Consider the following 24,916-nt stretch of genomic DNA (forward strand, 5'->3'; position numbering starts at 1 on the left):
CAAAATCATATTACGCTGAAGAGCCTTATCCTTCCTATGATGAAGAGGAATGTGAAGATGAAGAGGAATGTGATGAAGAATAAAAAAGCGGCATTGCGCCGCTTATTTCTTACCTAACGATTTTTCTTGCATTGCTCTACATAATCGCCCCATACGCTAAGTGCTATTCTACGATCATCAAGATATTCAGCCTTGTTATAAATGCCCCTAATCCCATTAATTTGATGTGATAGACAAAGTTCAACAACATCAGGATAAATTTTTCTACCGTGCAAATAAGTACTTGCGATTTTCCGCATTCCGTGCGCTGTAAGTTTACCTTTATACCCCAACCTAATAAGAGCAGAATTTGCGGTCTGCGAACTCATAGATCCCTTTTTATATTTCACATAACTAGGGAAAATATACGGGCTATTTTCACTCAAAGATTTCAGTTTATCCAAGAGCTGCAAGCATTGATGAGATAAAGGAATTAAATGCTCTTTTCTCTTTTTCATTCTATCTGCTGGTATAAACCACAATCCCTTATCAAAATCAACTTCTTTCCATTTTGCTTCTGCAGCTTCTTTCGGTCTAGTCATTGTAAGTAATTGCCATTCAATCAAATATTTAGTTTTAAGCTTAATATCTGAATCATTGAGTTTATCAAATAATTCTGGCAGTTCTTCAGGTAAAATATAAGGATTCTCACCTTTTCCTAATTTGTAAAAGGCTTTCATCAAATTTGAGCAGGGATTATTCTCAATCAAAAATAATGAATGCTGCGCATAAGTAAGCAAAGCATTTAAAAGCTTAATGGATTTTCTTAAGGTTTCGTGCTTGCCAGCAATATAAATTTTTTCAAGCACAGGCATAACTGATTGAGGTTTTATTTTATTAATGGGCAATTTACCCAAATCAGGTAATAAATAGAGAGAAATAATGCTTGAATATTTTAACAATGTTTTTTCTGTTACTTCTTCTTTTTTTCGCTCTTTCCATTTTATAAATACACTCTCAAAAATGCTTTCTGATTTCTCATTATCCTTGCTCTTTTTTTTATCAAAATATTCGGCAGGATCAATCTTATCAACTAATAATAGTCTATATTCATCTGCCATTTGCCTTGCTTTTGTAAGGCTAACTAAAGGATAGGAACCAAAAGATTTTTTAACTCGCTTTTTGGTTACTGGGTGATAATAGATAAAAACCCAATTTTTGCCAAAATTTCCGCTCTTACCTCCCTTTAATCTAAGGTATAAATTTTCACCATCAGAAACCTGCACTTCAGCTTTTCCAGCTGGAACCGTCAGACTTTTAATTTTGCTATCAGTAAGTAAATTTCTAGCCATTGTTTTAAACTTCCATTTAAAGTCAAAAGTTAAAATTTAGATCCCCCAGAAACAGATCCATTATTCAGGGGAACTATTGGGGATCTAAATACGTTTACAATGACAAACTTTTATTTACTAGGCGAACATATCAAAAAACATCAAATCTATGTTTTTACTGATATTTTTTACAGGACGAACGTTATTTTACAAGTTGGCTGGTGCCCCCAACAGGACTTGAACCTGTGACCAATCGATTATGAGTCGACTGCTCTAACCGACTGAGCTATGGGGGCGGTAAGAGTGTGCTGATTATAGTGAAATATCCCAGCAAAGTCTATCATTCACCAATTATGCGACTTAAATTTGAACAAAAAAGCCTGATTAATAAATCAGGCTTTTATTTAAGATAAATTGTCCTTACTCATCTAAGAAACTACGCAGGGTTTCTGAACGGCTTGGGTGGCGTAGTTTGCGTAAGGCTTTGGCTTCAATTTGACGGATACGTTCACGGGTTACATCAAATTGTTTACCCACTTCTTCAAGCGTGTGATCCGTGTTCATATCAATACCAAAACGCATTCTTAACACTTTAGCTTCTCTTGGCGTCAAGCCCTCTAGCACTTCGTGTGTTGCAGCTTTCAAGCTCTGTGCCGTTGCAGAATCCAATGGTAATTCTAACGTGCTATCTTCAATGAAATCACCTAAGTGGGAATCGTCATCATCACCGATAGGGGTTTCCATTGAAATTGGCTCTTTGGCAATTTTTAGCACTTTGCGGATTTTATCTTCCGGCATTCCCATTCTTTCTGCTAATTCTTCCGGTGAAGCCTCACGCCCCATTTCTTGCAACATTTGACGCGAAATGCGGTTCAATTTGTTGATGGTTTCAATCATATGAACTGGGATACGAATGGTTCTCGCTTGATCCGCGATCGAACGCGTAATTGCTTGACGAATCCACCAAGTCGCATAAGTTGAGAATTTATAACCACGGCGATATTCAAATTTATCCACCGCTTTCATCAAGCCAATGTTACCTTCTTGAATAAGATCCAAGAATTGTAAACCACGGTTGGTATATTTTTTCGCAATAGAAATCACTAAACGCAAGTTTGCTTCAACCATTTCTTTTTTCGCACGGCGTGCTTTTAATTCACCTTGTGAAACCGCATCGCAAATATCACGAATTTGGCTAATGGTTAAACCGGTATCTTGTTCGATCTGCCCTAACTGAGTAATAGCCTGACGAATAGGTTCTTCATACTGAGCTAATTTTTCAGACCAATTTTTTCCTGCATTTAAGGCTTTTTCTAGCCACGCATCTTTGGTTTCGTGTCCAATAAATTCTTTTTGGAACGTGCCTTTTGGCATTTTAGCGTTATCTACTGCCATTTTTTGGATATGACGTTCCTGCTGGCGTACGCGTTTCATCATATCGCGCATAGATAACACCAACATATCAAATTGTTTTGGCACTAGACGGAATTGTGTGAAGATCTCTGCTAAAATTTGAATTTGATCTCTTGCTTGTTTTTTATGACGACCGTGTTTTTCGATAGTATCTAGGGTTTTCTTGTGTTGCGCTTTTAGGGCTGCAAATTTTTCACGCGCCACTTCAGGATCAATGCTGTTATCAGAATCACTGTCATCGGAAGAGTTGCTCTCATCGCTTTCTTCATCTTCGTTTTCATCATCTTCCATTGAACCTGTTGAAACGCTTTCTTCATCATCTTCATCAGAAAGCATTTCGTGTTCATCTGATGCAGCTTCTTCAACGGCTGCATTGGGATCAACAAAACCTGTGATGAGATCCGCCAAACGCATTCCGCCTTCTTCCACTAACGCATATTGACGCAAGAGATCATTCAAGGCTTCTGGATAAGCAGCCACGGCAGTTTGTACTTCATTAATCCCTTCTTCAATGCGTTTGGCAATGTCAATTTCCCCTTCGCGGGTCAAAAGCTCCACGCTCCCCATTTCACGCATATACATACGCACGGGATCGGTGGTTCGCCCTAACTCTGCTTCCACGCTAGATAACACTTGAGTGGCTTCTTCTACCGCATCTTCATCAGTGATATTTTCATTTAACATCAAATCATCGGCATCAGGTGCAGTTTCTAACACTTGAATGCCCATATCATTGATCATTTGAATGATGTCTTCAATTTGATCTGCATCGACAAGTTCTTCTGGCAAATGGTCATTCACTTCAGCATAAGTAAGATAACCTTGCTCTTTCCCTTGTGCGATTAACAGTTTTAATTGAGATTGTGGATTTTGCTCCATATCCATATTATATATCCGCCTCGATGTGTAATTGTGGGAGATAAAATGGCTTTAATTTTATCACCCTTATGTTGGATTAACTATTTATTTTGCTGTTTTTTCAATAATAATTGTGCGAGCGCCTGCCGTTCTTGCTCATTTAAGCCCTCTGTGCGCTCTTTTGCGATAAGCATTTCGATATTTTTATCCATCAACTGCAAATAAAAATAACGTAGGGTTTCACGAAATGTTTCTTCGATTTTATCCTCATCGACTAAATGATCCCACACGGCAAGAATTTCAAGGGGGCGAAAATGTTCCGTATCACGGTAATGTTCTAAAATTTGTGCGGTGGTAATCCCCACACGCTCACGGCAAAGTGCGGTGATTTTTTCAAACAAATCTAGCCCTGCTTCATTGAGTACCGATAGAACACTTAAATTTTCTGGCACAATTTGGATCAATTCAGGATTTTGCAACAGTAATGCAATCAACACGCGCATTGGCGTGCGTTTCACCGCATTTTGTTTCGGCGATGAGGAATGATTTTCTTTTTGTGCTGGGATTAAATGCTCTATCTGCGTTTCATTAAAAATCCCCAATTTTTGCGCCAAAAGCTGACGCAATGATAAACGCAGTAATTCGCCCGGAATTCGGTTAATCAATGGCACAGCAAGGGCTGCAAGTTTTCCCTTGCCCTCTTTACTGGAAAAATCCACCTGTGAACTTAGGGTAGAAAACAGAAAATCGCTCAACGGTTGTGCCTGACGAATATAGTCCTCAAAGCCGTCTTTGCCATATTGGCGAATAAAGGTATCGGGATCTTCCCCATCGGGCAGAAAAATAAACTTAATTTGCCGCCCGTCTTCTAAAAAAGGCAGCGCATTTTCCAGCGCACGCCACGCGGCATCACGCCCTGCTCGGTCTGCATCGTAACAACAAATAAGCTGTTCGGTGGAACGAAATGCAAGCTGAATTTGCTCCGGTGTGGTGGCCGTGCCTAATGATGCCACGGCATAATCCACGCCAAATTGCGCCAGTGCCACCACATCCATATAGCCTTCCACCACCAGCAACATTTCAGGGCTGTCATTTACTTGTAATGCTTCAAACAAGCCGTAAAGCTCACTACCTTTGTGGTAAGTCATACTTTCTGGCGAGTTCAAATATTTCGGCTTTTCATCACCCAACACCCGTCCGCCAAAGGCAATGGTTCGCCCACGGCGATCACGAATAGGAAACATAAGACGATTACGAAAACGATCGTAAACATCTTGTTTTTCATTGCGCGATAACATTCCTACATCAAACAATTTTTGCCGATCTTCTTGATTACGTCCAAACTGATTTAACACAGCATTAAATTGGTTCGGCGAAAAACCAATTTGAAAGCGTTCAATCACTTCGGCGGATAAACCGCGTTTTTGCACATAGGATTGCGCAGGAATATTGTGCGGAAGTTGCTGATGATAAAACACCGCGATCTCTTGCATTAGCTGGTAAAGATCTTTCTTGGTACGATAATTGGCTTGTGGTTTATTCTTGCCATCAAAGTGCGGTGATTTTTCGTAAGGAATTTCTAAGCCTAAATGATTCGCCAGCTCTTCCACCGCTTCAATAAATTCCAGTTTTTCATATTCCATTAAAAAACTAATGGCATTACCGTGCGCGTGGCAACCAAAGCAATGGTAAAACTGTTTTTTCGGACTCACAGTAAAGGAAGGCGTTTTCTCGTGATGAAAAGGACAACAAGCCTGATATTCACGCCCTGCTTTTTTCAGCTTAACCCGTGAATTAATCAATTCGACAATGTCAGTTCTGGCAAGAACATCATCAATAAATGAACGTGGAATATGGCCTGCCACAATAATTTCCTCTCGTTTTCAATCAACACAGAATTTAGCAAGATAGAGCTAAGATAATAAGAAATGGTGCAGCTAAAAACAACAAAACCGTGATTCCAAAAGGTTTCACGGCCTGCTTAACTCGAGTTTAATTAAAAAAATTTTTAATTAGTATAAACGTACGTTACGTGCATTTTCACGAGCAACGCGTTTTGCGTGGCGTTTAGCACGAGTTGCGTTTTCACGTTTACGAATTGTTGTTGGTTTTTCGTAAAATTCACGGCTACGAACTTCCGCTAAGATTCCCGCTTTTTCACAAGCGCGTTTGAAACGACGTAATGCTACGTCAAATGATTCATTTTCACGAACTTTAATTACCGGCATAAGCCATCACCTCAATATGGATTAATATTTTGCAAAATTTAGACCGTTTCGTTTCGATAAACGGCTTATTCAAATTAATAAGGGTGGCAATTTTAATTCAAATTAACCGCAAAAGCAAAGAAAAGATCCAATTTTTGTTGAAATTCTGCCTTTCCCTAAACGGAAAAATGATCGCCAACTGGTGAAAATACAATAAACAGGGTAAAATCAGCCAAGTTTTTCCCATATAAAAAGAGAGAAAAAATGCGAATTTTAGGCATTGAAACATCTTGTGATGAAACAGGTGTGGCGATTTATGATGAAAATGATGGGCTTATCGCCAACCAACTTTACACCCAAATTGCGTTGCATGCCGATTATGGTGGCGTTGTGCCAGAATTAGCTTCGCGCGATCACATTAGGAAAACTGCCCCCCTTATCCAAGCGGCATTGCAAGAAGCCAATTTATCAGCGCAAGACATTGACGGCATTGCCTACACTTGCGGGCCGGGCTTAGTGGGGGCATTATTAGTGGGTTCAACCATTGCTCGTTCTCTTGCCTATGCGTGGAATGTGCCAGCCATTGGCGTTCATCATATGGAAGGGCATTTGCTCGCGCCAATGTTAGAAGAAAATGCACCGCACTTTCCTTTTGTCGCCTTGCTTGTTTCAGGTGGACATACTCAGCTTGTGCGCGTAGATAGCGTAGGGCAATATGAGGTGCTAGGCGAAAGCATTGATGATGCAGCAGGCGAAGCCTTTGATAAAACCGCAAAATTGCTCGGTTTAGACTACCCTGGCGGCGCAGCTTTAGCACACTTAGCGGAAAAAGGTACGCCAAATCGCTTTACCTTTCCGCGTCCAATGACCGATCGCCCTGGGCTAGATTTCAGTTTTTCAGGCTTAAAAACCTTTGCAGCAAACACCATCAATCAAGCGATTAAAGAAGAAGGCACGCTCACTGAACAAACCAAAGCGGATATTGCTTATGCTTTCCAACAAGCGGTGGTGGAAACCTTAGTGATCAAATGTCGCCGCGCCTTGCAAGAAACGGGTTTTAAACGCTTAGTGATCGCAGGTGGTGTGAGTGCGAATCAACAGTTGCGCCAAGCCTTGAGCGAATTAATGGCACAACTAGGCGGCGAAGTGTTTTATCCGCAACCACAATTTTGTACCGATAACGGTGCAATGATTGCCTACACTGGCTTTTTACGTCTTAAACACGGTGAACATTCCTCTTTAGAAATTGAAGTAAAACCACGCTGGGCAATGACTGAGCTGAGCGAAATAAAATAAAATAAGCTAAGCGAAATTAAACAAGCTGAGTGAAATTAAACAAGGATAATTTATGCAAAATCAACAATCTAACGCAATGCGCGCAGCTGGGATCGGCTGCGTTCTTATGCTTCTTCTTATCGCCTTTGCTTTGATTAAACTCCCTACCGCACAGGTGATGGATTACCTTACCCTTGCAGGCCAATGGGTGGGACAAGGCACAACCATTGGCATTTTAATGCTCGCTACCCTGCCACCACTAACGGGGCTGGTGTTTTACTTGATTTGGAAATGGCTAACAAAATAACCGCACTTTATTATGGCTAATTACTATGGCTAAACTTTATTTTTACTATTCTACGATGAACGCGGGGAAATCCACCACCCTGCTGCAATCAGATTACAACTACCGCGAACGGCAAATGAATACGCTAGTTTACACCGCGGCGATTGATGATCGCTTTGGCGTGGGCAAAGTGACTTCACGCATTGGCATTAGCCAGCAGGCGAAATTATTTCATAAGGAAACGGATCTGTTTGCCGAAATCGCCCTGCATCTTGAACAAGAAAGCCTGCATTGTATTTTGGTGGACGAAGCACAATTTCTCACCAAAGAGCAAGTTTATCAGCTCAGTGATGTGGTGGATAAATTACACATTCCCGTGCTGTGCTACGGCCTGCGCACGGATTTCCAAGCAGAATTGTTTGAAGGCAGCCAATACTTACTGGCGTGGGCCGATCAGCTGGAAGAATTAAAAACCATCTGCCATTGTGGGCGCAAAGCTAATTTCGTGCTACGTTTAAACGATCAAGGCGAAGTAGTCAAAGACGGCGCACAAATTCAAATCGGCGGCAATAATCACTACGTTTCCGTATGTCGCCGCCATTACAAAGAAAAAATTGAACAGGCATAAAATTCGCCATTTTTGCACCGCACTTTTCATTCAACGTTTCCAAATGTAAGGACGCACCTATGTGTGCGTCCGATTGGGCTATCGACACGGGCGGACACATCAGTCCGTCTAGCCATAAAAGGCAATTTTATTTCATCATAAAAGCTGATATATTGAGTCAAGTATTGAAATAAGGAGTCAACATGAAAAAAGAAGAAATGGGACATAATTTTCTTGCTCGATTAGGCAAAACGCGCTTACGCCCCGGTGGTCGCAAAGCCACAGAATGGCTGATTGCTAACGGCGATTTTAACGCCAATAAAAAAGTATTAGAAGTGGCGTGCAATATGGGAACCACCGCCATTGAGCTAGCAAGCAAATTCGGCTGTCATATCGAGGGCGTGGATCTTGATGAAAATGCCTTAGAGAAAGCCAGAAAAAATATCGCCGAAAAAGGGCTACAAGATAAAATTCACGTTCAACGTGCCAATGCAATGAAATTACCTTTTGCCGATAACAGCTTTGATATTGTGATTAATGAAGCAATGCTCACAATGTTGCCGGTGGAAGCGAAAATCAAAGCGGTGCGCGAATATTACCGCGTTCTCAAGCCCAACGGTTTCTTGCTCACTCACGATGTAATGCTCACCACGGACAATGCAGAAGAAGTAATCCAACAGTTGCGTGAAGCCATTAACGTTACCGTAACGCCATTAACAAAACAAAACTGGAAATCGCTCTTTTTAGAAGCGGGATTCCGCAACGTGGAAACCTATTCAGGCGAGATGACGTTACTTTCCCCAGCGGGAATGATTTATGACGAAGGCGTATTAGGCACGGCTAAAATTATCCGCAATGCGTTAAAAGCAGAAAACCGTCCGACATTCAAAAAAATGTTCAAGGTTTTCAATGATCCAGATAAAAAACTCGGCTTTATTGCCTTATGTAGCCAAAAATAACGAAAAAAATCCCCGCACTTTTAACACAACAAAGTGCGGGGATTTTTTATTTGGCTATCTAAGAATAAAAAATAGCCCCATTGGGCTATTTTCAACTAAGAGAACGATCTTTTTCTTGAACGCGATTTAAAGCCACCCTCATCAAAAGAGCGGTGGTTTTTTTCTTTAAATTTGCGATCCCCTTTGCCACGGGCAAAGCGATCATCAGAGCGTCCACGCCCTTTTCCGCCAAAGTTTTTTTCTTTTCCTTTTCCTTTGCCTTCACCACTTTTGGTTTCACCAAGGAAAGACATTTGCATTTGCTTGTTCATTACACGCGTTTTGGCGAAATGGTTGAGCAATTCTTTTGGCATTCCTTGTGGTAATTCAATGGTGGAATGGTTATCGTAAAGTTTGATATGACCAATGTAACGGCTGTTTATATCCCCTTCGTTAGCAATGGCGCCAACGATATGACGCACTTCCACGCCATCTAAACGACCTACTTCAATGCGATATAAATCCATTGGTTGTGGATTGCCATAACCACGACGTTCAGCGGAACGTGGATTTTCTCTGCGTCCATCACGATCACGGCGGGCGCGTTTGTCGATGGCTGGATCTGGCGGTAAAATTAATTTTTGTTTACCTTGTAAGAGCATTAGCATTGCGGCGGCAATGTCTTCTTGATCTTGGTCGGCGGTGAACAAGTCTTCAAGCAGGCTGCGGTATAACTCTAGATCGTGGTGTTCAAGCTGTTTTGTAATTTTGGTCACAAAATTTTTGCGACGACAAGCTTGTAATGCTTCGTGATTTGGCACTTCCACTTCATCAATCGGCTTTTTGGTGAGGCGTTCGATATTTTTGAGCAAGCGATTTTCTCTTGGCTCAACAAATAATAATGCACGTCCTGCACGCCCCGCACGCCCTGTACGCCCAATACGGTGCACATAACTTTCGGCATCTAGCGGTATATCATAATTTACCACAAGACTAATGCGTTCCACATCAAGTCCACGAGCGGCAACATCAGTGGCGACTAAAATATCTAGGCTACCGTTGCGTAGGCGATCGAGAGTTTGTTCACGCAGTTGTTGGGTCATATCCCCATTGAGTGCGGCGGCACGGAAGCCGTGTTTTTCCAATAATTCGGTAATATCAAGGGTAGCAGTTTTGGTGCGAGCAAAGATGATTGCCGCATCAAATTCTTCCACTTCAAGGAAACGCAAGAGAGCTTCATTTTTGCGGAAACCACGCACATACCAGCAACTTTGGGTAATATCTGGGGCATTTTTTTGGCTTGATTGAATTTTCACTTCTTGAGGATTATTCATAAAGCGTTTAGTAATACGGCGGATCGGCTCTGGCATTGTGGCAGAGAAAAGTGCGGTTTGATGCTGTTCTGGCAGTGCTGCCATTACGGTTTCAACATCATCAATAAAGCCCATACGCAACATTTCATCAGCTTCGTCTAACACGATGGCTTTTAATTCAGAAAGATCAAGGGTGTTGCGTCTAAGGTGATCTAAAATACGTCCCGGTGTTCCTACGACCACTTGCGCTCCTTGTTTTAAGGCACGCAGTTGAATGTCATAACGTTGTCCGCCGTAAAGGGTAACGATGTTGATCCCTTTGGCATATTTCATAAATTGTTCGCACGCATCAGCCACTTGAATAGCAAGCTCACGAGTGGGCGCCATAACTAGCATTTGTGGCATTTTTTTATTTGGCTCAATTTGGGCTAATAAAGGGAGAGAAAAGGCGGCAGTTTTTCCACTTCCGGTTTGCGCCATTCCAAGTACATCATCACCTGCGAGAAGGTGGGGAATACAAGCCTGTTGGATTGGCGAAGGGGATTCAAATCCCATATCTGTTACAGCATTAAGGATAAATTCAGGTAAACCTAAATCATTAAAGGTGATTTTTGTTTCAGTCATTAAAATACTCGAATATAAAAAGGAAAGCTCAATTACTTTCAGTTGCACAAAGCCTAGGTGTGGCGAAAAATCGCAGCTTTGCGGATAACATTGTTGAAAAGTTTTACGTTTTACAACACCAAATCTAGGCAAATGCCTAGCTTATTGTGCTTGTGTGCGTTTTAATTTCGCCAGTTCAAGCACTGCAAAACGATACTCAACAAAGTTATACACCTGATTCGCTATGGCCAATTTAAACAGGGTTTCTGCTTTTTCCCTTTGACCCAAATTGAGTTGTTGTTTTGCTAGATAAAAGTAGGTTTCGGTCAAAATCTCTGCGTACGACATTTTTTGTGTTTCAGCAAATTCCATTCCTTGCTGTTGCAGTTCATCGACAGACAACTGACCTAAATAATATTGCACAATATAACTGCCCCATTGCTTTTGCGAGAGCGCTGGTGCTTGTTGTGCTAACTGCTGTTTAGCCTTTTTAGGATTGGTTTCTAGTTCATTGAGATATAACCACAATGCACGGTAAGCATCACTTTTATCTTGTTGATAAAACTGTACTAAATCTTTCTGTGCAAGTGGGTAACGCGCTATATAATAAAAACCTAATCCACGATTAAATAGGCTATATTCATCATTTGGATTTAATTCCAATGCCGCATTAAATGCTTCTAACGCCTCATCATAATCTTCATTGATAAGCTGATAGACGCCCAAATAATTATAAAGTGCGGCGTTTTTTGGCTGAAAAATTAAAGACTGCAAAAAGTCATAACGCGCTAGCCCCCAAAGCCCAAGGGCGTCATACAACACGCCTCGTTCAAAATGCAAGGCAGCACGTTCTTTTTTATCAATTCCGCCAATTTGCAATACTTGGCTAATACGAGCAACCATTATTTCTTGCTCAATGTGGCTATTCGGTGTCTGCTCCGCAATAATCAATTTATTGTTTGCCATAAAGGGTTGAGAATTGACACAGCCTACAAGTAATAAGGCAACGCACCAGATTGAAAACAATCTGAGAGAGTTTATACGCCAATTACATTGCATCATTGTTTAGCCTTAGGTGTTAGCTCAAGTATGCCTGACTGGCAATGCCAGTCCATTTCCCGTTAAGGAAATTGCTCCCTAACTAGTAGGGAGCGGTATTTTTATTCTTGCTCACTCACTGCAACCACAACTTCTTCTGTTGAGGCAGCCTCTTGTTTTGGAGCAATATCTTTCATTGTTAAGCGGATACGACCTTGGCGATCAATTTCAACCACTTTCACGCTAACTTCTTGACCCACGCTTAAGTAATCACTGACTTTTTCTACACGTTCATCAGCGATTTGTGAAATGTGAACTAAGCCTTCTTTATTGCCGACTAAGGAAACGAACGCTCCGAAATCAGCAAGGCGAGTTACTTTACCTTGATAGATTGCGCCAGCTTCCACTTCCGCAGTAATGTCTTCAATGCGCGCCATCACTTCTTTCACCGCATTGTTATCTACCGCGGCGATTTTCACTGTACCGTCATCATCAATATCAATGGACGTACCAGTTTCTTCCGTTAAGGCACGAATTACTGCACCACCTTTACCGATCACATCTTTGATTTTCTTCGGATCAATTTTCATTGTGTGAATACGCGGTGCGAAGTCAGAAATTTCCGCACGCGGTGCAGGAATTGCTTGTTCCATCACACCAAGAATGTGCATTCTCGCGCCTTTTGCTTGGTTAAGGGCAATTTGCATAATTTCAGGGGTAATCCCTTCAATTTTGATGTCCATTTGTAATGCGGTAACCCCTTCGCGTGTACCCGCTACTTTGAAGTCCATATCACCTAAGTGATCTTCATCACCTAAAATATCAGAAAGCACAACAAATTTTTCATCTTCTTTTACTAAGCCCATTGCGATACCCGCAACAGCAGCTTTAATTGGTACACCTGCGTCCATTAAGGCCAATGATGCGCCACATACCGATGCCATTGATGATGAACCGTTAGATTCAGTGATTTCAGACACCACACGCACCACATAAGGGAATTCGCTCAAGCTTGGCATTACCGCAGCCACACCACGTTTTGCTAAACGACCGTGACCAATTTCGCGGCGTTTTGGCGAGCCGATCATACCCGTTTCGCCCACTGAATATGGCGGGAAGTTGTAGTGGAATAAGAAGTGATCAGTTTTTTCACCGGTTAATTCGTCAATGATTTGTGCATCACGTTCTGTCCCTAAGGTTGCCACCGCTAAGGCCTGTGTTTCACCACGGGTGAAAATCGCAGAGCCGTGCGTACGCGGTAACACGCCTGTGCAAATGTCTAATGCGCGCACGGTATCTACGGTACGGCCATCAATACGTGGCTCACCGTTTAGAATGCGTGAACGCACGATTTCACTTTCAAGTGCGGTAAGAATATCGACAATTTTTCCTTCGCTAAGGGTTTCATCTTCAGCGGTTAATTGGCTTACCACGTCTGCTTTAATCGCATCAATTTGTTCATAACGCGCTTGTTTTTCGGTGATACGATAAGCATCGCCTAAACGGCTTTCCGCAAGGGCTTTAACCTTATCAATTAGTGCTGTATCTGGTGCTGGTGGCTGCCAATCCCAACGTGGTTTTCCTGCTTCTTGGGCAAATTCTTTAATGGCTTCAATCACCACTTGTTGTTGCTGATGACCAAATACCACAGCAGCCAACATTTGTTCTTCGGTTAAAATGTCCGCTTCAGATTCCACCATTAATACGGCTTTATCTGTCCCTGCTACCACTAAGTCTAAACGACTTTGTTTTTGTTCGTTAGTGGTTGGGTTTAAGACGAATTGACCATCAATAAAGCCAACGCGTGCTGCGCCGATCGGGCCGTTAAATGGCACGCCAGAAAGGGTAAGTGCGGCTGAAGCACCGATCATCGCCACTAAATCAGGGCTAATTTGTGGGTTTACCGAAACCACGGTTGCCACAATTTGAATTTCGTTGAAAAAGCCTTCAGGGAATAATGGACGGATTGGACGATCGATTAAACGCGCCACTAAAGTTTCCCCCTCAGAAGGGCGGCCTTCACGTTTAAAGAACCCACCAGGGATACGTCCTGCTGCGTAAGTACGCTCTTGGTAGTTTACGGTTAATGGGAAGAAATCTTGCCCTTCTTTAACGTCTTTTTTCGCTACCACTGTTACGAACACGCTAGTGTCGTCCATACTCGCCATCACTGCCGCTGTGGCTTGACGGGCGATTGCACCGGTTTCTAAGGTTACTGTGTGCTGACCATATTTAAATTGTTTAACAATTGGATTCACAATATTTTCCTTCAAATAAAATGGAATAATTTGCGGAACATTCCGCACTCAATGCTTTAGGCGAAACAACAGGCTAACTGTTTGATTTCACCTTGTTTTCCCAATTGCGACTAGCAAAAATTCTCTCAAAAAGCACCGCACTTTGTCGGGTTGCGTAAGAGTATTTTTGATAGCCGCACGCCAACGGGAAAAGAAAAGCCCCGCTATTATACAGGGCTTTTGTGTTTATTGATACCGCTAAATGCGTTGATTTTAGGTTTATTCACCTTACCTAATTATTCTGCTTTTTCTGGTGGTAAAAAGCCAGATTTCACGTCTTTCATATTTGGCAAGTGGTGAGCAATCCCTTTATGGCAATCAATACAGGTTTTGCCGTCTTTAATCGCCATTGTGTGCATTTTTTCTGCTACGCCTTTTTGCAAGGTGAAATCCATTGCATCAAAATTATGACAGTTACGGCATTCTTGTGAATTATTGGCTTTCATTCTTGCCCATTCACGCTCTGCCATTTCTAAACGTGCTGCTTCAAATTTTTCTTTGGTATCCACTTTACCTGTAATATGCGCATAAACTTCTGTTGCTGCTTTAATTTTACGCACCCACTTAGGAATAAATTCGTGTGGCAAATGGCAATCCGCACAAATGGCTTTTACCCCAGTACGATTGACATAATGCACAGATTGACGATATTCAGGCACAACGTCGTTCATATGGCAACTAGAACAAAATTCTTCCGTATTGGTGTGTTCCAGCGCAGTATTAAAGCCGCCCCAGAAAATAATTCCAGCAATGAAAGAAAGGGTGATTAGCACGCCGACGGCAATACGACTTGGTGAGCGAAACCAATGCCAAAACTTTTTGATTAATTTCAACATTTTTATTCTCCGTAACCTTTCATCGGTTTGAATTCATTTGGCACGATTGGCTCAACGTCAGATTGTGAAACGTGGCACTGTAAACAGAAATAACGGCGTGGTGAGGTTTCACCGCCTACGATATTACCATCACGATCCATAAAATGCGTTGGGCTAATGCGTGTTGCGCCAGTAATGCGAGAAGCTTCCACACTGTGGCAGTTTAAGCACTGATTCACATTTTTTGTGACTTGATAATTTTTCACGCTATGTGGAATCGTTGGTGGCTGATTCACATAGTTAAGTGGTGGTAGCTCGCTTTGTTTTGGTACATTGTGAAAAGCCGGTTTCACATCTTCAGCTGCCCCTTGCAGATAGTTGTCGATTTTGTCTTCCGCAGCCATTACGCTGGTGGCAAAAAGTGCGGTTAAAATTAATAAGGTTTTTTTAATCATTTTATTCCCCCGAATGATTAAATCTAGTGGTAAAAGTAAATACATTTTCAGCACAAACATCAATGCAACGTCCGCAACTGATACAATCTTTAGAAAGCACGAGCAGACTTTCGTCTTTTTTGCCGTGCAGTGGGGTGCGTAACACTTGCGGTTCAGGGCAAATGTTGTAGCAATCCATACAATTATCACAGCGTGCGCGATCAATCACTTTAATGCGCGCAATGCTTTTTGCGCCAATTAAGCCATAGGTCGCGCCGATAGGGCATAAATGCCCGCACCAGCCGTGCTCTGCAATCAATAAATCAAATAAAAATATAGCTAAAATTAACCAAGTGGTTGCACCGAAACCATAAATTAAGGCGCGTCCAAATGCACTCACAGGATTGATCCATTCCCACAACATAATGCCACTTAACGCACTGCCGATGAGAATCATCAATAAAATGCCGTAGCGTAAGCCGCGTGGAATTTTGGCATTTTGACGAATACCTAATTTACGTCTTAACCAAGCCGCACAGTCGGTAACCAGATTTAACGGACACACCCAACCGCAAAACACTTTGCTTCCCAATAAAGCATAAAGGGTGATCACAATGCCAGCACCCAGTAAGGTGGTGAAGTTAGGCAAATGACCTGTGGCAAGGCTTTCTGCGGTGATGAGTGGATCGCTCATTGGAATTAAATCTAAAAATAAGCTCCCGCTATAATTACCACGCAGAATCCATACACCAAGCCAAGGGCCGCTCAGAAACATTGCGAGAATGCTTAACTGAGTTAAACGACGCCAAAATAAAAAGCGATTAGCGCGCCACAAGCCCAGCTTTTCTCTTGCTTCTCTACCTGCATATTTCGGTGAATTTGCCATTAAAAGCCCTCCGGTTTGCGTACGGGTAAAGAAATAATGTCGTCAGGCGCAAGGGAATGCCCTGCCTTTTCTTTTTCTTCCCAACCAAGGCGATAATGTTTACCCAACATTCCTTTCGCAAGGGAAAGAGGCAACACTTTGATTGCCGCTTCATCCAATACGCAGGCTTCCTCGCATTTACCGCAGCCCGTGCAAGCGTCCGAATGCACCGTTGGAATAAACACCGCGTGCTTGCCCGTACGATCATTACGCTGCATTTCTAAGGTGATGGCTTTGTCGATAAGTGGACAAACGCGATAACACACATCACAACGTAAACCTTGCCAGTTTAGGCAAGTCTCGTGATCTAACAGCACCGATAAGCCCATTCGGGAATCGTTAATATTATCCTGTGTGGAATCTAACGCTCCGCTCGGACAGGCTTTTGCACAAGGAATATCTTCACACATTTCGCAAGGTTTATCCCGTGCGATGAAATAAGGTGTGCCAGCTTCCATTGGCGAAAGTAGGGAAGCAAGGTGCAACATTTCATAAGGGCAGGCTTGCACACATTGTCCGCAACGAATACAGGCGGCGGCGAATTTTTTCTCATCTTCAATAGCAAAGGGTGGGCGTAATGCCACGCCTTGACGCGCAAGGCTTTGCTCTTGTTGAAGACCGAGTAAAATGCCAAGGCCTGCTAATCCGCCCGCGGTGCGAGCGGCGTCCTTAAAAAATTTACGGCGTTCCGGTGTTTGGGTTAATTTTTTCATTTTATTTTTCACCGCACTTTGCTTAGTTTAGAAAGAAAGTGCGGTGCTTTTTTGCTAAGTTTTTAGGCTTTTTCCACTTTAACGGCACATTTTTTGAAGTCCGTTTCTTTTGAAATTGGGTCAGTGGCATCTAAAGTTAATTTATTTACCAACTGGCCAGCATCAAAGAAGGTGGTGAAAACTAAACCTTCAGGACATTTATTACGTCCACGAGTATCCACATAGGAAATAATTTCCCCACGGCGTGATGAGACTTTGATCTTATCACCGTGGCGTAAACCACGTTTTTTCGCATCGTTCGGGTGCATCCAAACCACATTGTTCGGGAATGAACGGTGTAATTCAGGCACGCGGCGAGTCATTGTTCCTGTATGCCAGTGTTCTAACACACGGCCAGTGGATAACCATAAATCGTATTCTTCATCAGGCACTTCTGCAGGTGGCTCATAAGGCACGGCTAAAATCACCGCACGTTTATCTGGCTGACCATAGAAAGACACTTCTTCGCCTGATTTCACATAAGGATCGTAACCTTCACGATAACGCCATAGGGTTTCTTTGCCCTCTACCACTGGCCAACGTAAACCGCGCGCTTTGTGGTAAAGATCGTATTCGGCTAAATCGTGGCCGTGGCCGCGACCAAATGACGCATATTCTTCAAACAAGCCTTTTTGAATGTAGAAACCGAAATCGTAAGCTTCATCGTTAAGACGATCATTGAGTTCAGCGTTAGAATATTTATCTACATTACCGTTGCGGTATAACACTTCATATAAGGTTTTGCCTTTAAATTCTGGGTTGGCATCTAAAAGCTCTGCTGGCCATACTTCATCAGTGGTGAAATATTTAGAAAATTCCACTAATTGCCATAAGTCAGATTTCGCTTCGCCCGGTGCTTTTACTTGCTGACGCCATACTTGTGTGCGGCGCTCTGCGTTACCATAAGCCCCTTCTTTTTCCACCCACATTGCGGTTGGCAACATTAAGTCTGCCGCTAAGGCTGATACTGTTGGGTATGGATCGGAAACCACGATGAAGTTTTCAGGGTTACGCCAGCCTGGGAAAGTTTCTTCGTTGATGTTTGGGCCACCTTGCATATTGTTAGTACACATTTGCCATAACACACGCATTTTGCCGTCTTTTAACGCACGGCTTTGTGCCACGGCGTGATAGCCTAATTTATCAGTGATCGTGCCAGCTGGGATTTTCCACGTTTTTTCTGCAATCGCACGATGTTCTGGCTTGGTAACCACCATATCAGCAGGTAAGCGGTGGATAAATGTTCCTACTTCACGCGCCGTACCACAAGCAGATGGCTGACCGGTTAAGGAGAACGGGCCACAACCTGGGATAGAAATTTTACCGGTTAATAAGTGAATGTTGTAAATCAAGTGGTTTGCCCACACACCACGGGTATGCTGGTTAAAGCCCATTGTCCAGAAAGACACCACTTTGCGTTTTGGATCGGCATAAAGCTGCGCCAAACTTTCTAATTGATCTTTTGGCACACCAGACATTTCGTGGGCTTTCTCAAGGGTATATTCAGACACGAGCGCTTTGAGTTCTTCAAAGTTACTGTCGTACATTTTACCGCTATTGGCATTTTTCGCTGCTTTTTGACGCGGATCGCTATCACGCAAGCCATAACCAATGTCGGTTTCACCACGTTTGAATTTGGTATGTTTATTCACGAAATCCCAGTTAATGGCATCGTTTTGAATGAGATAGTTGATGATGTAGTTGAGAATCACCAAGTCAGCTTGCGGTGTGAACACCATACCGTTATCTGCTAGTTCAAAGCTGCGGTGTTCAAAGGTAGAAAGCACGGCCACTTTTACATCAGGGTTAGATAAACGGCGATCAGAAATACGTGACCATAAAATCGGGTGCATTTCCGCCATATTTGAACCCCATAAAACAAAGGCTTCGGCGTGTTCAATGTCATCATAACAGCCCATCGGCTCATCAATACCAAAGGTACGCAAGAATGCCACCGCGGCAGAGGCCATACAATGGCGCGCATTTGGATCGATATTGTTAGAACGGAAACCTGCTTTCCAAAGTTTCGCCTTGGCATAACCTTCAAAAATGGTGCTTTGTCCAGAAGTGAACATTCCCACGCCATTCGGGCCACGTTCTTTCATCGCGTTTAAGAATTTCTCTTTCATTGTTTTGAACGCAGTATCCCAAGTAACAGGGGTAAATTCACCATTTTTGTCGTACTTGCCGTCTTTCATTCGCAACATTGGTTGAGTTAAACGGTCTTTTCCGTACATAATTTTTGGCAAGAAGTAACCTTTAATACAGTTCAAACCACGGTTTACTTCAGCATCTGGATCACCTTGTGATGCCACAACGCGTCCGTTTTGTGTTCCTACTAATACGCCACAACCTGTACCACAGAAACGGCAAACACCTTTGTCCCATTTGATACTGTTATCCTGTGCGGCTTCCACGTTTTTCACTGGAATGCTTAATCCAGCGACAGCTGCTGCAGCGGCGGCTGCATTGGCTTTCATAAAGTCTCGGCGACTTAAATTCATCTCATTTCCCCCACGAGTATGATTAATTATTCATCATTGCCATCATCTTGTTGATGATAGACCAAAGATACGGTAATCACGCCATCAATATTGCGCGCTTGCTCCATTTGTTCGAGCAAAATATGTTGATCGTGAGATTGCATCACCACCACCAACTTGCCTTTTTCTACATCTTCGGCAGGCACTTCAGCATAAGGCAGCGCTAAAAGTGCGGCCTTAATTTTTTCAATTTTTTGCGGATTACATTGAACAATCACGCCACAAACGTGCCATTCTTCCGCTTTATCCATTGGGATAATTTCTTGTTCTGACATAGTTATTCCTGTGGATAATCAAGTTTAATCGCAGAAACAGGGCAGGCACTAATGCACGCACCGCAACCATTACAGTCCGCCAAATTCAGGCTTGGTTGCGCCACCTTACCAAGCTGCGGCACAAAACGAATCGCACGCATTTCACAACTGTCTTGGCAGGCGCGACATTCCACCTGTTTTTGCGTTAAGCATTCATTGGTAATGTCAATTTTATGCCGCCAAGCCACTTCACTGACTGGGCGAAAAACAGGCTGCTGGCACACGTCCACGCATTTTTGGCAAAAGGTACACTCACCTTTATCAAACTGCACTTCAGGAAATCCGCCTTGCCCTTGCACTAAAATCTGCGTTTCGCAGGCTTTGACACAATCGCCACAAGTGGTGCAGTGTTGAATAAACAGTGCTTCACTCACCGCCCAAGGTGGACGCACGCCCTGAAAACCTTGTACTTTTACCGTTTCGCTTTGTAATGAATGCAGAAACTCTCCACGCAAAAAACGGCGTCTAGGTAATGCGGTTTCTGACATTTTCACGATCCAAAATGGTTTTTTACTAGGTTCGCTATTGTCTAAAGGTAAAGCAAGGTTTTTAATAACCTGAATTGAGTATTTAGGCAGAAAATCACGCTTTTGTTGCGTTAGATCAAAATTATCACCGCGCATTAATTTTATTCATTAGATACAAAATAAAGTGCGGTGGAATTTTTGTGAAAATTTCCTGTTTGAGAGCTAAAACAGCAATGGGATTTTTTGCTAGAATAGCCCTTAATTCTGATTGCCTTTGCCAAGCGTGAACATTGTGAAAAATAAAAAACATTCGGTGGCGACAAAAATCGCCAATTATTTATTGCTCATTATCATCTTTGCCGCATTCATCAGCTTGCTCAGTTTGATTGTGATGCAAAGTAACAAGTCTGATGCGGAATTAATCAATGTATCGGGTTCATTGCGAATGCAAAGTTATCGCATTTTATATGAAATTGAACACGAACCGCAGTTGGTGGCAGAAAATTTACAACAATACCGCGCGACCTTATATTCCAGCACCTTAGCGGATATTAACCAGCAATTTTTCGTGCCTTCTGATGTAAAACAGGCTTATAAAAACTTGGTTGCACGTTGGGAAACGATGGAAGTTTATGCCAAGCAATTAGACTACCAAGCCTATCAAAAAGAAGTGAAAAATTATGTTGAGCAAGTCGATCAGTTTGTCTATAACTTGCAAGAATTTGCAGAGAAAAAGCACGATTTTGCGGTATTATTCATTCTTTTCACAATGTTGTCGATTGTCGCCATGGTGTCTTATGTGGTGTGGTTTACCAAAAAGCAAATGGTTCGCCCACTGGAAAAATTAGCCTTAGCAAGTACACAGGTACAAATTGGACAGTTTAATCATATTCCCCTTGATGTGAATAACGATGACGAAATCGGGCGGCTTTCTTCCGTGTTTACCCAAATGGCCAGTGATTTACAAAAGCTCTATGCTGGGCTGGAAGAAAAAGTCAATGAAAAAACGCAAAAACTCAGCCAAGCCAACCGATCTCTTTCAGTGCTTTATCAGTGTTCTCAGTTAGTTACCACCAATAATATTGATCCTACGGTGCTAAAGCAGGTGCTAAACCAAATTAAAGTGAATGAGCATTTACGCTATATTGAATTGAGCGTTTACGGCGCGGAGCATTGGCATATTTATTTAGGCGAAAATGATGCCAACTTCTCTTTACAAAAAACCGATCTTTGCGTGGAGGGGGATAAACTTGGCACGCTATATTGGCAAGCTGGCTTGCCTTGCCCTGATTTACGCACAATGCACAACGTGTCGCAAATGTTGAGCCGTTCGCTCTATTTCCACCATACACAACGCCAGCAACAACAGCTATTATTAATGGAAGAGCGGTCAATTATTGCACGAGAATTGCACGATTCTTTAGCACAAGTGTTGGCCTATCTGCAAATTCAGCTCACTTTGTTGAAGCACAATTTGAATAAAGAAGGCGAGCAAAATAAGGAAAAAAGTTTAACGATTATTAAAGATTTTGAACAAGCCTTGAATGACGGTTATGTTCAACTGCGCGAATTGCTCGCCACTTTCCGTTTAACGGTGCAAGAAGCCAATTTACAACTCGCTCTTGAACAAGTGATCGATTCTTTACGCAATCAAACAGAAATGAAAATGCGCGTGGAATGCAGTTTGCCGTCCCACACTTTCAATGCGCAACAGCTAGTACACGCCTTACAAATTGTGCGTGAAGCGGCGTTAAACGCGATTAAACATTCCCAAGGCACGGAAATTGAAGTGATTGCACATACCAATGATGACGGTGAATATGAGCTGTTAGTGCGCGATAACGGCGTGGGCATTCCAAGCCTTGATGAGCCTGCGGGGCATTACGGTTTGAATATAATGAATGAACGTAGCGCCCAACTCAATGCTATACTATGCATCAATAATCGCCCTGAAGGCGGCACAGAAGTGAAAATCACGCTGCCGAATAAATTATAGAGATTAAGGAACATAATGGAAAATCTTCAACCATTTCATACATTTGGAACCAATGCACAAGCAAAAATGGTGAAAAAAATCACCGCACTTGAACAAATTCTGCCCCTTTGGCAGCAAGCTCAGCAACAGCAGCTCCCTGTGCTTTTTCTCGGACAAGGCAGTAATGTATTGTTTGTGGAAGATTTTGACGGGATCGTGCTGGTAAATGCGCTCAAAGGTATCGAACATCGTCAAGATGACCACTTTCATTATCTTCACGTTCAAGGCGGCGAAAATTGGCACGAGCTAGTGCAATGGAGCTTAAAACAAGGCATCTATGGCTTAGAAAACCTAGCCTTAATCCCCGGCTGTGTGGGATCGGCGCCAATCCAAAATATCGGGGCTTATGGCGTAGAATTTAAAGATGTATGCGATTATGTGGACGTGCTGAATCTGAATGCTGGAGAGATTTTTCGTTTAAGCAAAGCGGAATGTCAATTTGGCTACCGTGAAAGCCTGTTTAAACATCAATATAAAGACGGTTATATGATTGTCGCCGTGGGATTAAAGCTCGCCAAAGATTGGCAGCCTGTGCTAAGTTATGGCACGCTTTCACGTTTTGATCCTGCCACGGTAACAGCGGAGGAAATTTTCGCTGAAGTTTGTGCAGTACGCAGCGCAAAATTGCCAAATCCACAAGAATTGGGCAACGCTGGGAGCTTTTTTAAAAATCCTGTGATTTCCACCGCACTTTTTGAACAATTAAAAAGCCAATATCCAGAAATGCCAAGCTATCTGCAGCCAGATGGCACCGTGAAGCTAGCCGCAGGGTGGTTGATTGATCAATGTGGTCTAAAAGGCCATCAACTTGGCGGCGCAGCGGTGCATCAAAACCAAGCCTTAGTGCTAGTGAATAAAGCAAACGCGAGCGGTAAAGAGGTGGCGAATCTTGCCCATCATATTCGCCAAAAGGTGGCAGAAAAATTTGCTGTGTATTTACAGCCAGAAGTGCGTTTTATCGGAGCGAAAGGCGAAATTGACAGCGAACAATTTATTTCATCACAACATTAATCATTATTCTTACTTAAACAAAGGAAGCAAAATGGATTTCAAAACAATTTTAGAAACCTTACCAACTATCGATCACCTTGCAGGCTTAAGCGTATTTGACGGTGAAACGCAAATTCACCACATTCCTGCTATTGCAGGCAAACTTGGCTCATTACGCGTGTACAACGCTCTTGCACAAGAATTTAACGGAAAATTAGACCGCACTTGCGCAGAAAAAGGCTTGCAACTTTTTGCTGAACACACGCAAGATGCCAAACAATTCCCCGGCAAGCACCCGAATATTGATCTGTTATTTACGGTGATTGAACAGGGCAAGGACTATCGCTTAGTGCCAGAAGAAAAATAAGCGTCAATCCTTGTAAAACAAGGGCTGAGCGAGATTTTTTGAAGATTTATTTTATTTAATAAAAAATTTATCAAAAGTAACGAACTTTCTTAAAAGTCCATAGTCTAAACCTACAAGAAAAGGATAGATTAATCGTTATAATCGATTGACCTTATTATAGATTATGTTATAAATAGCCCTAAAGTTGGGCGTAAAATAAGAAGGAATATGATGAACAAAGATACACAAACCCTAATGTTAGTTCCTCAAGGCAGCTTAGAAGGCTATATCCGTGCTGCGAACGAATATCCTATGCTAAGCGCAGAGGAAGAAAAGGAATTAGCGGAACGTTTGTATTATAAAGAAGATCTTGAGGCAGCAAAAAAATTGATTTTGTCTCATCTTCGCTTTGTGATCCACGTTGCGCGTGGCTATTCTGGTTATGGATTGCCACAAGCAGATTTAATTCAAGAAGGTAATATCGGCTTAATGAAAGCCGTAAAACGTTTTAACCCTGAAGTGGGCGTGCGCCTTGTTTCTTTTGCTGTGCATTGGATCAAAGCGGAAATCCACGAGTATGTGTTACGCAACTGGCGTATCGTGAAAGTGGCAACCACCAAAGCACAACGTAAATTGTTCTTTAACCTACGCAAAACTAAACAGCGCTTAGGTTGGTTCAATGATAATGAAGTGGATATGGTCGCAGAAGAGCTTGGCGTATCTAAACAAGATGTGATTGAAATGGAAAGCCGTATGACTGGAGCAGATGTTGGCTTTGATCTTTCTAATGAAGATGATGATGAAAGCTTTGCACCAGCGCTTTATCTTGAAGATAAAAGCTCAAACTTTGCCGCAGAACTTGAAAATGAAAATTATGAAACCCAAGCGGCAGATCAAGTTGCTACCGCGCTTGAAGGTTTGGACGAACGTAGCCAAGACATTATCAAAGCACGTTGGTTAGATGAAAACAAAGCCACCTTGCAAGATTTAGCGGCAAAATACAATATTTCCGCTGAGCGTGTTCGCCAACTTGAAACTAACGCATTGAAAAAACTTAAAAGTGCGGTAACGTTCTAAAAGAAAATAACACAAAGAAGCACTGATTAATTCAGTGCTTTTTTATTAGCCAAATTTAGACTTACCCACACGA

General features: G+C 42.4%; 22 protein-coding genes and 1 tRNA gene. 8 read left to right on the forward strand and 15 right to left on the reverse strand.

Going from position 1 to position 24,916, the window contains the following annotated elements:
* Window positions 1-113: 113 nt before the first annotated feature.
* The 5 genes from ACLS0A_RS04450 to rpsU all read right to left on the reverse strand — a co-directional run bounded on the left by ACLS0A_RS04450 (window position 114) and on the right by rpsU (window position 5,809).
* Window positions 114-1,331, reverse strand: a complete 1,218-nt coding sequence (locus ACLS0A_RS04450) for a tyrosine-type recombinase/integrase (RefSeq protein ID WP_416083205.1) — start codon at window positions 1,329-1,331, stop codon at window positions 114-116.
* Between the two features lie 198 nt (window positions 1,332-1,529).
* Window positions 1,530-1,606: transfer RNA gene (locus ACLS0A_RS04455), tRNA-Ile, on the reverse strand.
* Between the two features lie 124 nt (window positions 1,607-1,730).
* A complete protein-coding gene (rpoD, locus tag ACLS0A_RS04460) occupies window positions 1,731-3,602 on the reverse strand; it encodes an RNA polymerase sigma factor RpoD (RefSeq protein ID WP_416083207.1) in 1,872 nt (623 codons plus the stop codon).
* Between the two features lie 80 nt (window positions 3,603-3,682).
* Window positions 3,683-5,446, reverse strand: a complete 1,764-nt coding sequence (dnaG, locus tag ACLS0A_RS04465; protein WP_416083204.1) for a DNA primase — start codon at window positions 5,444-5,446, stop codon at window positions 3,683-3,685.
* Between the two features lie 147 nt (window positions 5,447-5,593).
* Window positions 5,594-5,809, reverse strand: coding sequence for a 30S ribosomal protein S21 (rpsU, locus tag ACLS0A_RS04470; protein WP_103853581.1), 216 nt, complete (start codon window positions 5,807-5,809; stop codon window positions 5,594-5,596).
* A 243-nt stretch (window positions 5,810-6,052) separates the two neighbouring features.
* Between rpsU and tsaD the strand changes: the two genes are divergently transcribed.
* From tsaD to ACLS0A_RS04490, 4 genes are all read left to right on the forward strand, one after another.
* Window positions 6,053-7,084 carry a tRNA (adenosine(37)-N6)-threonylcarbamoyltransferase complex transferase subunit TsaD gene (gene tsaD / locus ACLS0A_RS04475; RefSeq protein ID WP_416083203.1) on the forward strand — a complete coding sequence of 344 codons (1,032 nt, stop codon included), beginning with the start codon at window positions 6,053-6,055 and terminating at the stop codon, window positions 7,082-7,084.
* Window positions 7,085-7,136: 52 nt separating this feature from the next.
* Entirely contained in the window at window positions 7,137-7,370 is a 234-nt protein-coding gene (locus ACLS0A_RS04480; RefSeq protein ID WP_103855308.1) for a hypothetical protein, read from the forward strand.
* 25 nt (window positions 7,371-7,395) lie between these two features.
* Complete coding sequence (locus ACLS0A_RS04485) at window positions 7,396-7,977, forward strand: thymidine kinase (RefSeq protein ID WP_415777553.1); 582 nt, start codon at window positions 7,396-7,398, stop codon at window positions 7,975-7,977.
* 182 nt (window positions 7,978-8,159) lie between these two features.
* Window positions 8,160-8,915 (forward strand): class I SAM-dependent methyltransferase, encoded by a 756-nt coding sequence (locus ACLS0A_RS04490; RefSeq protein ID WP_126370840.1) that lies wholly within the window; start codon window positions 8,160-8,162, stop codon window positions 8,913-8,915.
* Between the two features lie 95 nt (window positions 8,916-9,010).
* Here ACLS0A_RS04490 and ACLS0A_RS04495 read toward each other — a convergent pair whose 3' ends face one another.
* From ACLS0A_RS04495 to napF, 10 genes are all read right to left on the reverse strand, one after another.
* On the reverse strand, window positions 9,011-10,831 hold the full coding sequence (locus tag ACLS0A_RS04495; protein WP_416083202.1) for a DEAD/DEAH box helicase: 1,821 nt from the start codon (window positions 10,829-10,831) through the stop codon (window positions 9,011-9,013).
* Window positions 10,832-10,972: 141 nt separating this feature from the next.
* Window positions 10,973-11,869: a lipoprotein NlpI gene (nlpI, locus tag ACLS0A_RS04500; protein ID WP_416083206.1), complete on the reverse strand. Its 897-nt coding sequence runs from the start codon at window positions 11,867-11,869 to the stop codon at window positions 10,973-10,975.
* Window positions 11,870-11,970: 101 nt separating this feature from the next.
* Entirely contained in the window at window positions 11,971-14,106 is a 2,136-nt protein-coding gene (pnp, locus tag ACLS0A_RS04505; protein ID WP_416083201.1) for a polyribonucleotide nucleotidyltransferase, read from the reverse strand.
* 275 nt (window positions 14,107-14,381) lie between these two features.
* Window positions 14,382-14,981, reverse strand: a complete 600-nt coding sequence (locus tag ACLS0A_RS04510; RefSeq protein WP_415777550.1) for a cytochrome c3 family protein — start codon at window positions 14,979-14,981, stop codon at window positions 14,382-14,384.
* Between the two features lie 2 nt (window positions 14,982-14,983).
* A complete protein-coding gene (locus tag ACLS0A_RS04515) occupies window positions 14,984-15,415 on the reverse strand; it encodes a nitrate reductase cytochrome c-type subunit (protein WP_103853574.1) in 432 nt (143 codons plus the stop codon).
* 1 nt (window position 15,416) lies between these two features.
* On the reverse strand, window positions 15,417-16,280 hold the full coding sequence (gene napH, locus ACLS0A_RS04520) for a quinol dehydrogenase ferredoxin subunit NapH (protein WP_416083200.1): 864 nt from the start codon (window positions 16,278-16,280) through the stop codon (window positions 15,417-15,419).
* Complete coding sequence (gene napG, locus ACLS0A_RS04525; RefSeq protein WP_103854957.1) at window positions 16,280-17,032, reverse strand: ferredoxin-type protein NapG; 753 nt, start codon at window positions 17,030-17,032, stop codon at window positions 16,280-16,282. Before napG ends, napH begins: the two co-directional genes overlap by 1 nt.
* A 62-nt stretch (window positions 17,033-17,094) precedes the next feature.
* The gene (gene napA / locus ACLS0A_RS04530) at window positions 17,095-19,575 is read right to left on the reverse strand and encodes a nitrate reductase catalytic subunit NapA (protein WP_265754486.1); all 2,481 of its coding nucleotides are present in this window, start codon (window positions 19,573-19,575) and stop codon (window positions 17,095-17,097) included.
* 26 nt (window positions 19,576-19,601) lie between these two features.
* Window positions 19,602-19,889 carry a chaperone NapD gene (locus ACLS0A_RS04535; RefSeq protein ID WP_330934108.1) on the reverse strand — a complete coding sequence of 96 codons (288 nt, stop codon included), beginning with the start codon at window positions 19,887-19,889 and terminating at the stop codon, window positions 19,602-19,604.
* 2 nt (window positions 19,890-19,891) lie between these two features.
* Window positions 19,892-20,416, reverse strand: a complete 525-nt coding sequence (gene napF / locus ACLS0A_RS04540; protein ID WP_416083199.1) for a ferredoxin-type protein NapF — start codon at window positions 20,414-20,416, stop codon at window positions 19,892-19,894.
* A gap of 271 nt (window positions 20,417-20,687) precedes the next feature.
* On the opposite strand from napF, the gene narQ reads away from it, so the two are divergent.
* The 4 genes from narQ to rpoH all read left to right on the forward strand — a co-directional run bounded on the left by narQ (window position 20,688) and on the right by rpoH (window position 24,843).
* On the forward strand, window positions 20,688-22,391 hold the full coding sequence (gene narQ, locus ACLS0A_RS04545) for a nitrate/nitrite two-component system sensor histidine kinase NarQ (protein ID WP_416083198.1): 1,704 nt from the start codon (window positions 20,688-20,690) through the stop codon (window positions 22,389-22,391).
* Between the two features lie 15 nt (window positions 22,392-22,406).
* On the forward strand, window positions 22,407-23,441 hold the full coding sequence (gene murB / locus ACLS0A_RS04550) for a UDP-N-acetylmuramate dehydrogenase (RefSeq protein WP_416083197.1): 1,035 nt from the start codon (window positions 22,407-22,409) through the stop codon (window positions 23,439-23,441).
* A 31-nt stretch (window positions 23,442-23,472) separates the two neighbouring features.
* A complete protein-coding gene (locus ACLS0A_RS04555; protein ID WP_194751823.1) occupies window positions 23,473-23,787 on the forward strand; it encodes a DUF2322 family protein in 315 nt (104 codons plus the stop codon).
* Between the two features lie 210 nt (window positions 23,788-23,997).
* Entirely contained in the window at window positions 23,998-24,843 is an 846-nt protein-coding gene (gene rpoH / locus ACLS0A_RS04560) for an RNA polymerase sigma factor RpoH (RefSeq protein ID WP_103853568.1), read from the forward strand.
* Window positions 24,844-24,916 lie beyond the last annotated feature (73 nt).

Source organism: Avibacterium volantium (assembly GCF_049366555.1).
In the GTDB taxonomy this organism is placed as follows: Bacteria; Pseudomonadota; Gammaproteobacteria; order Enterobacterales; family Pasteurellaceae; genus Avibacterium; species Avibacterium volantium_A.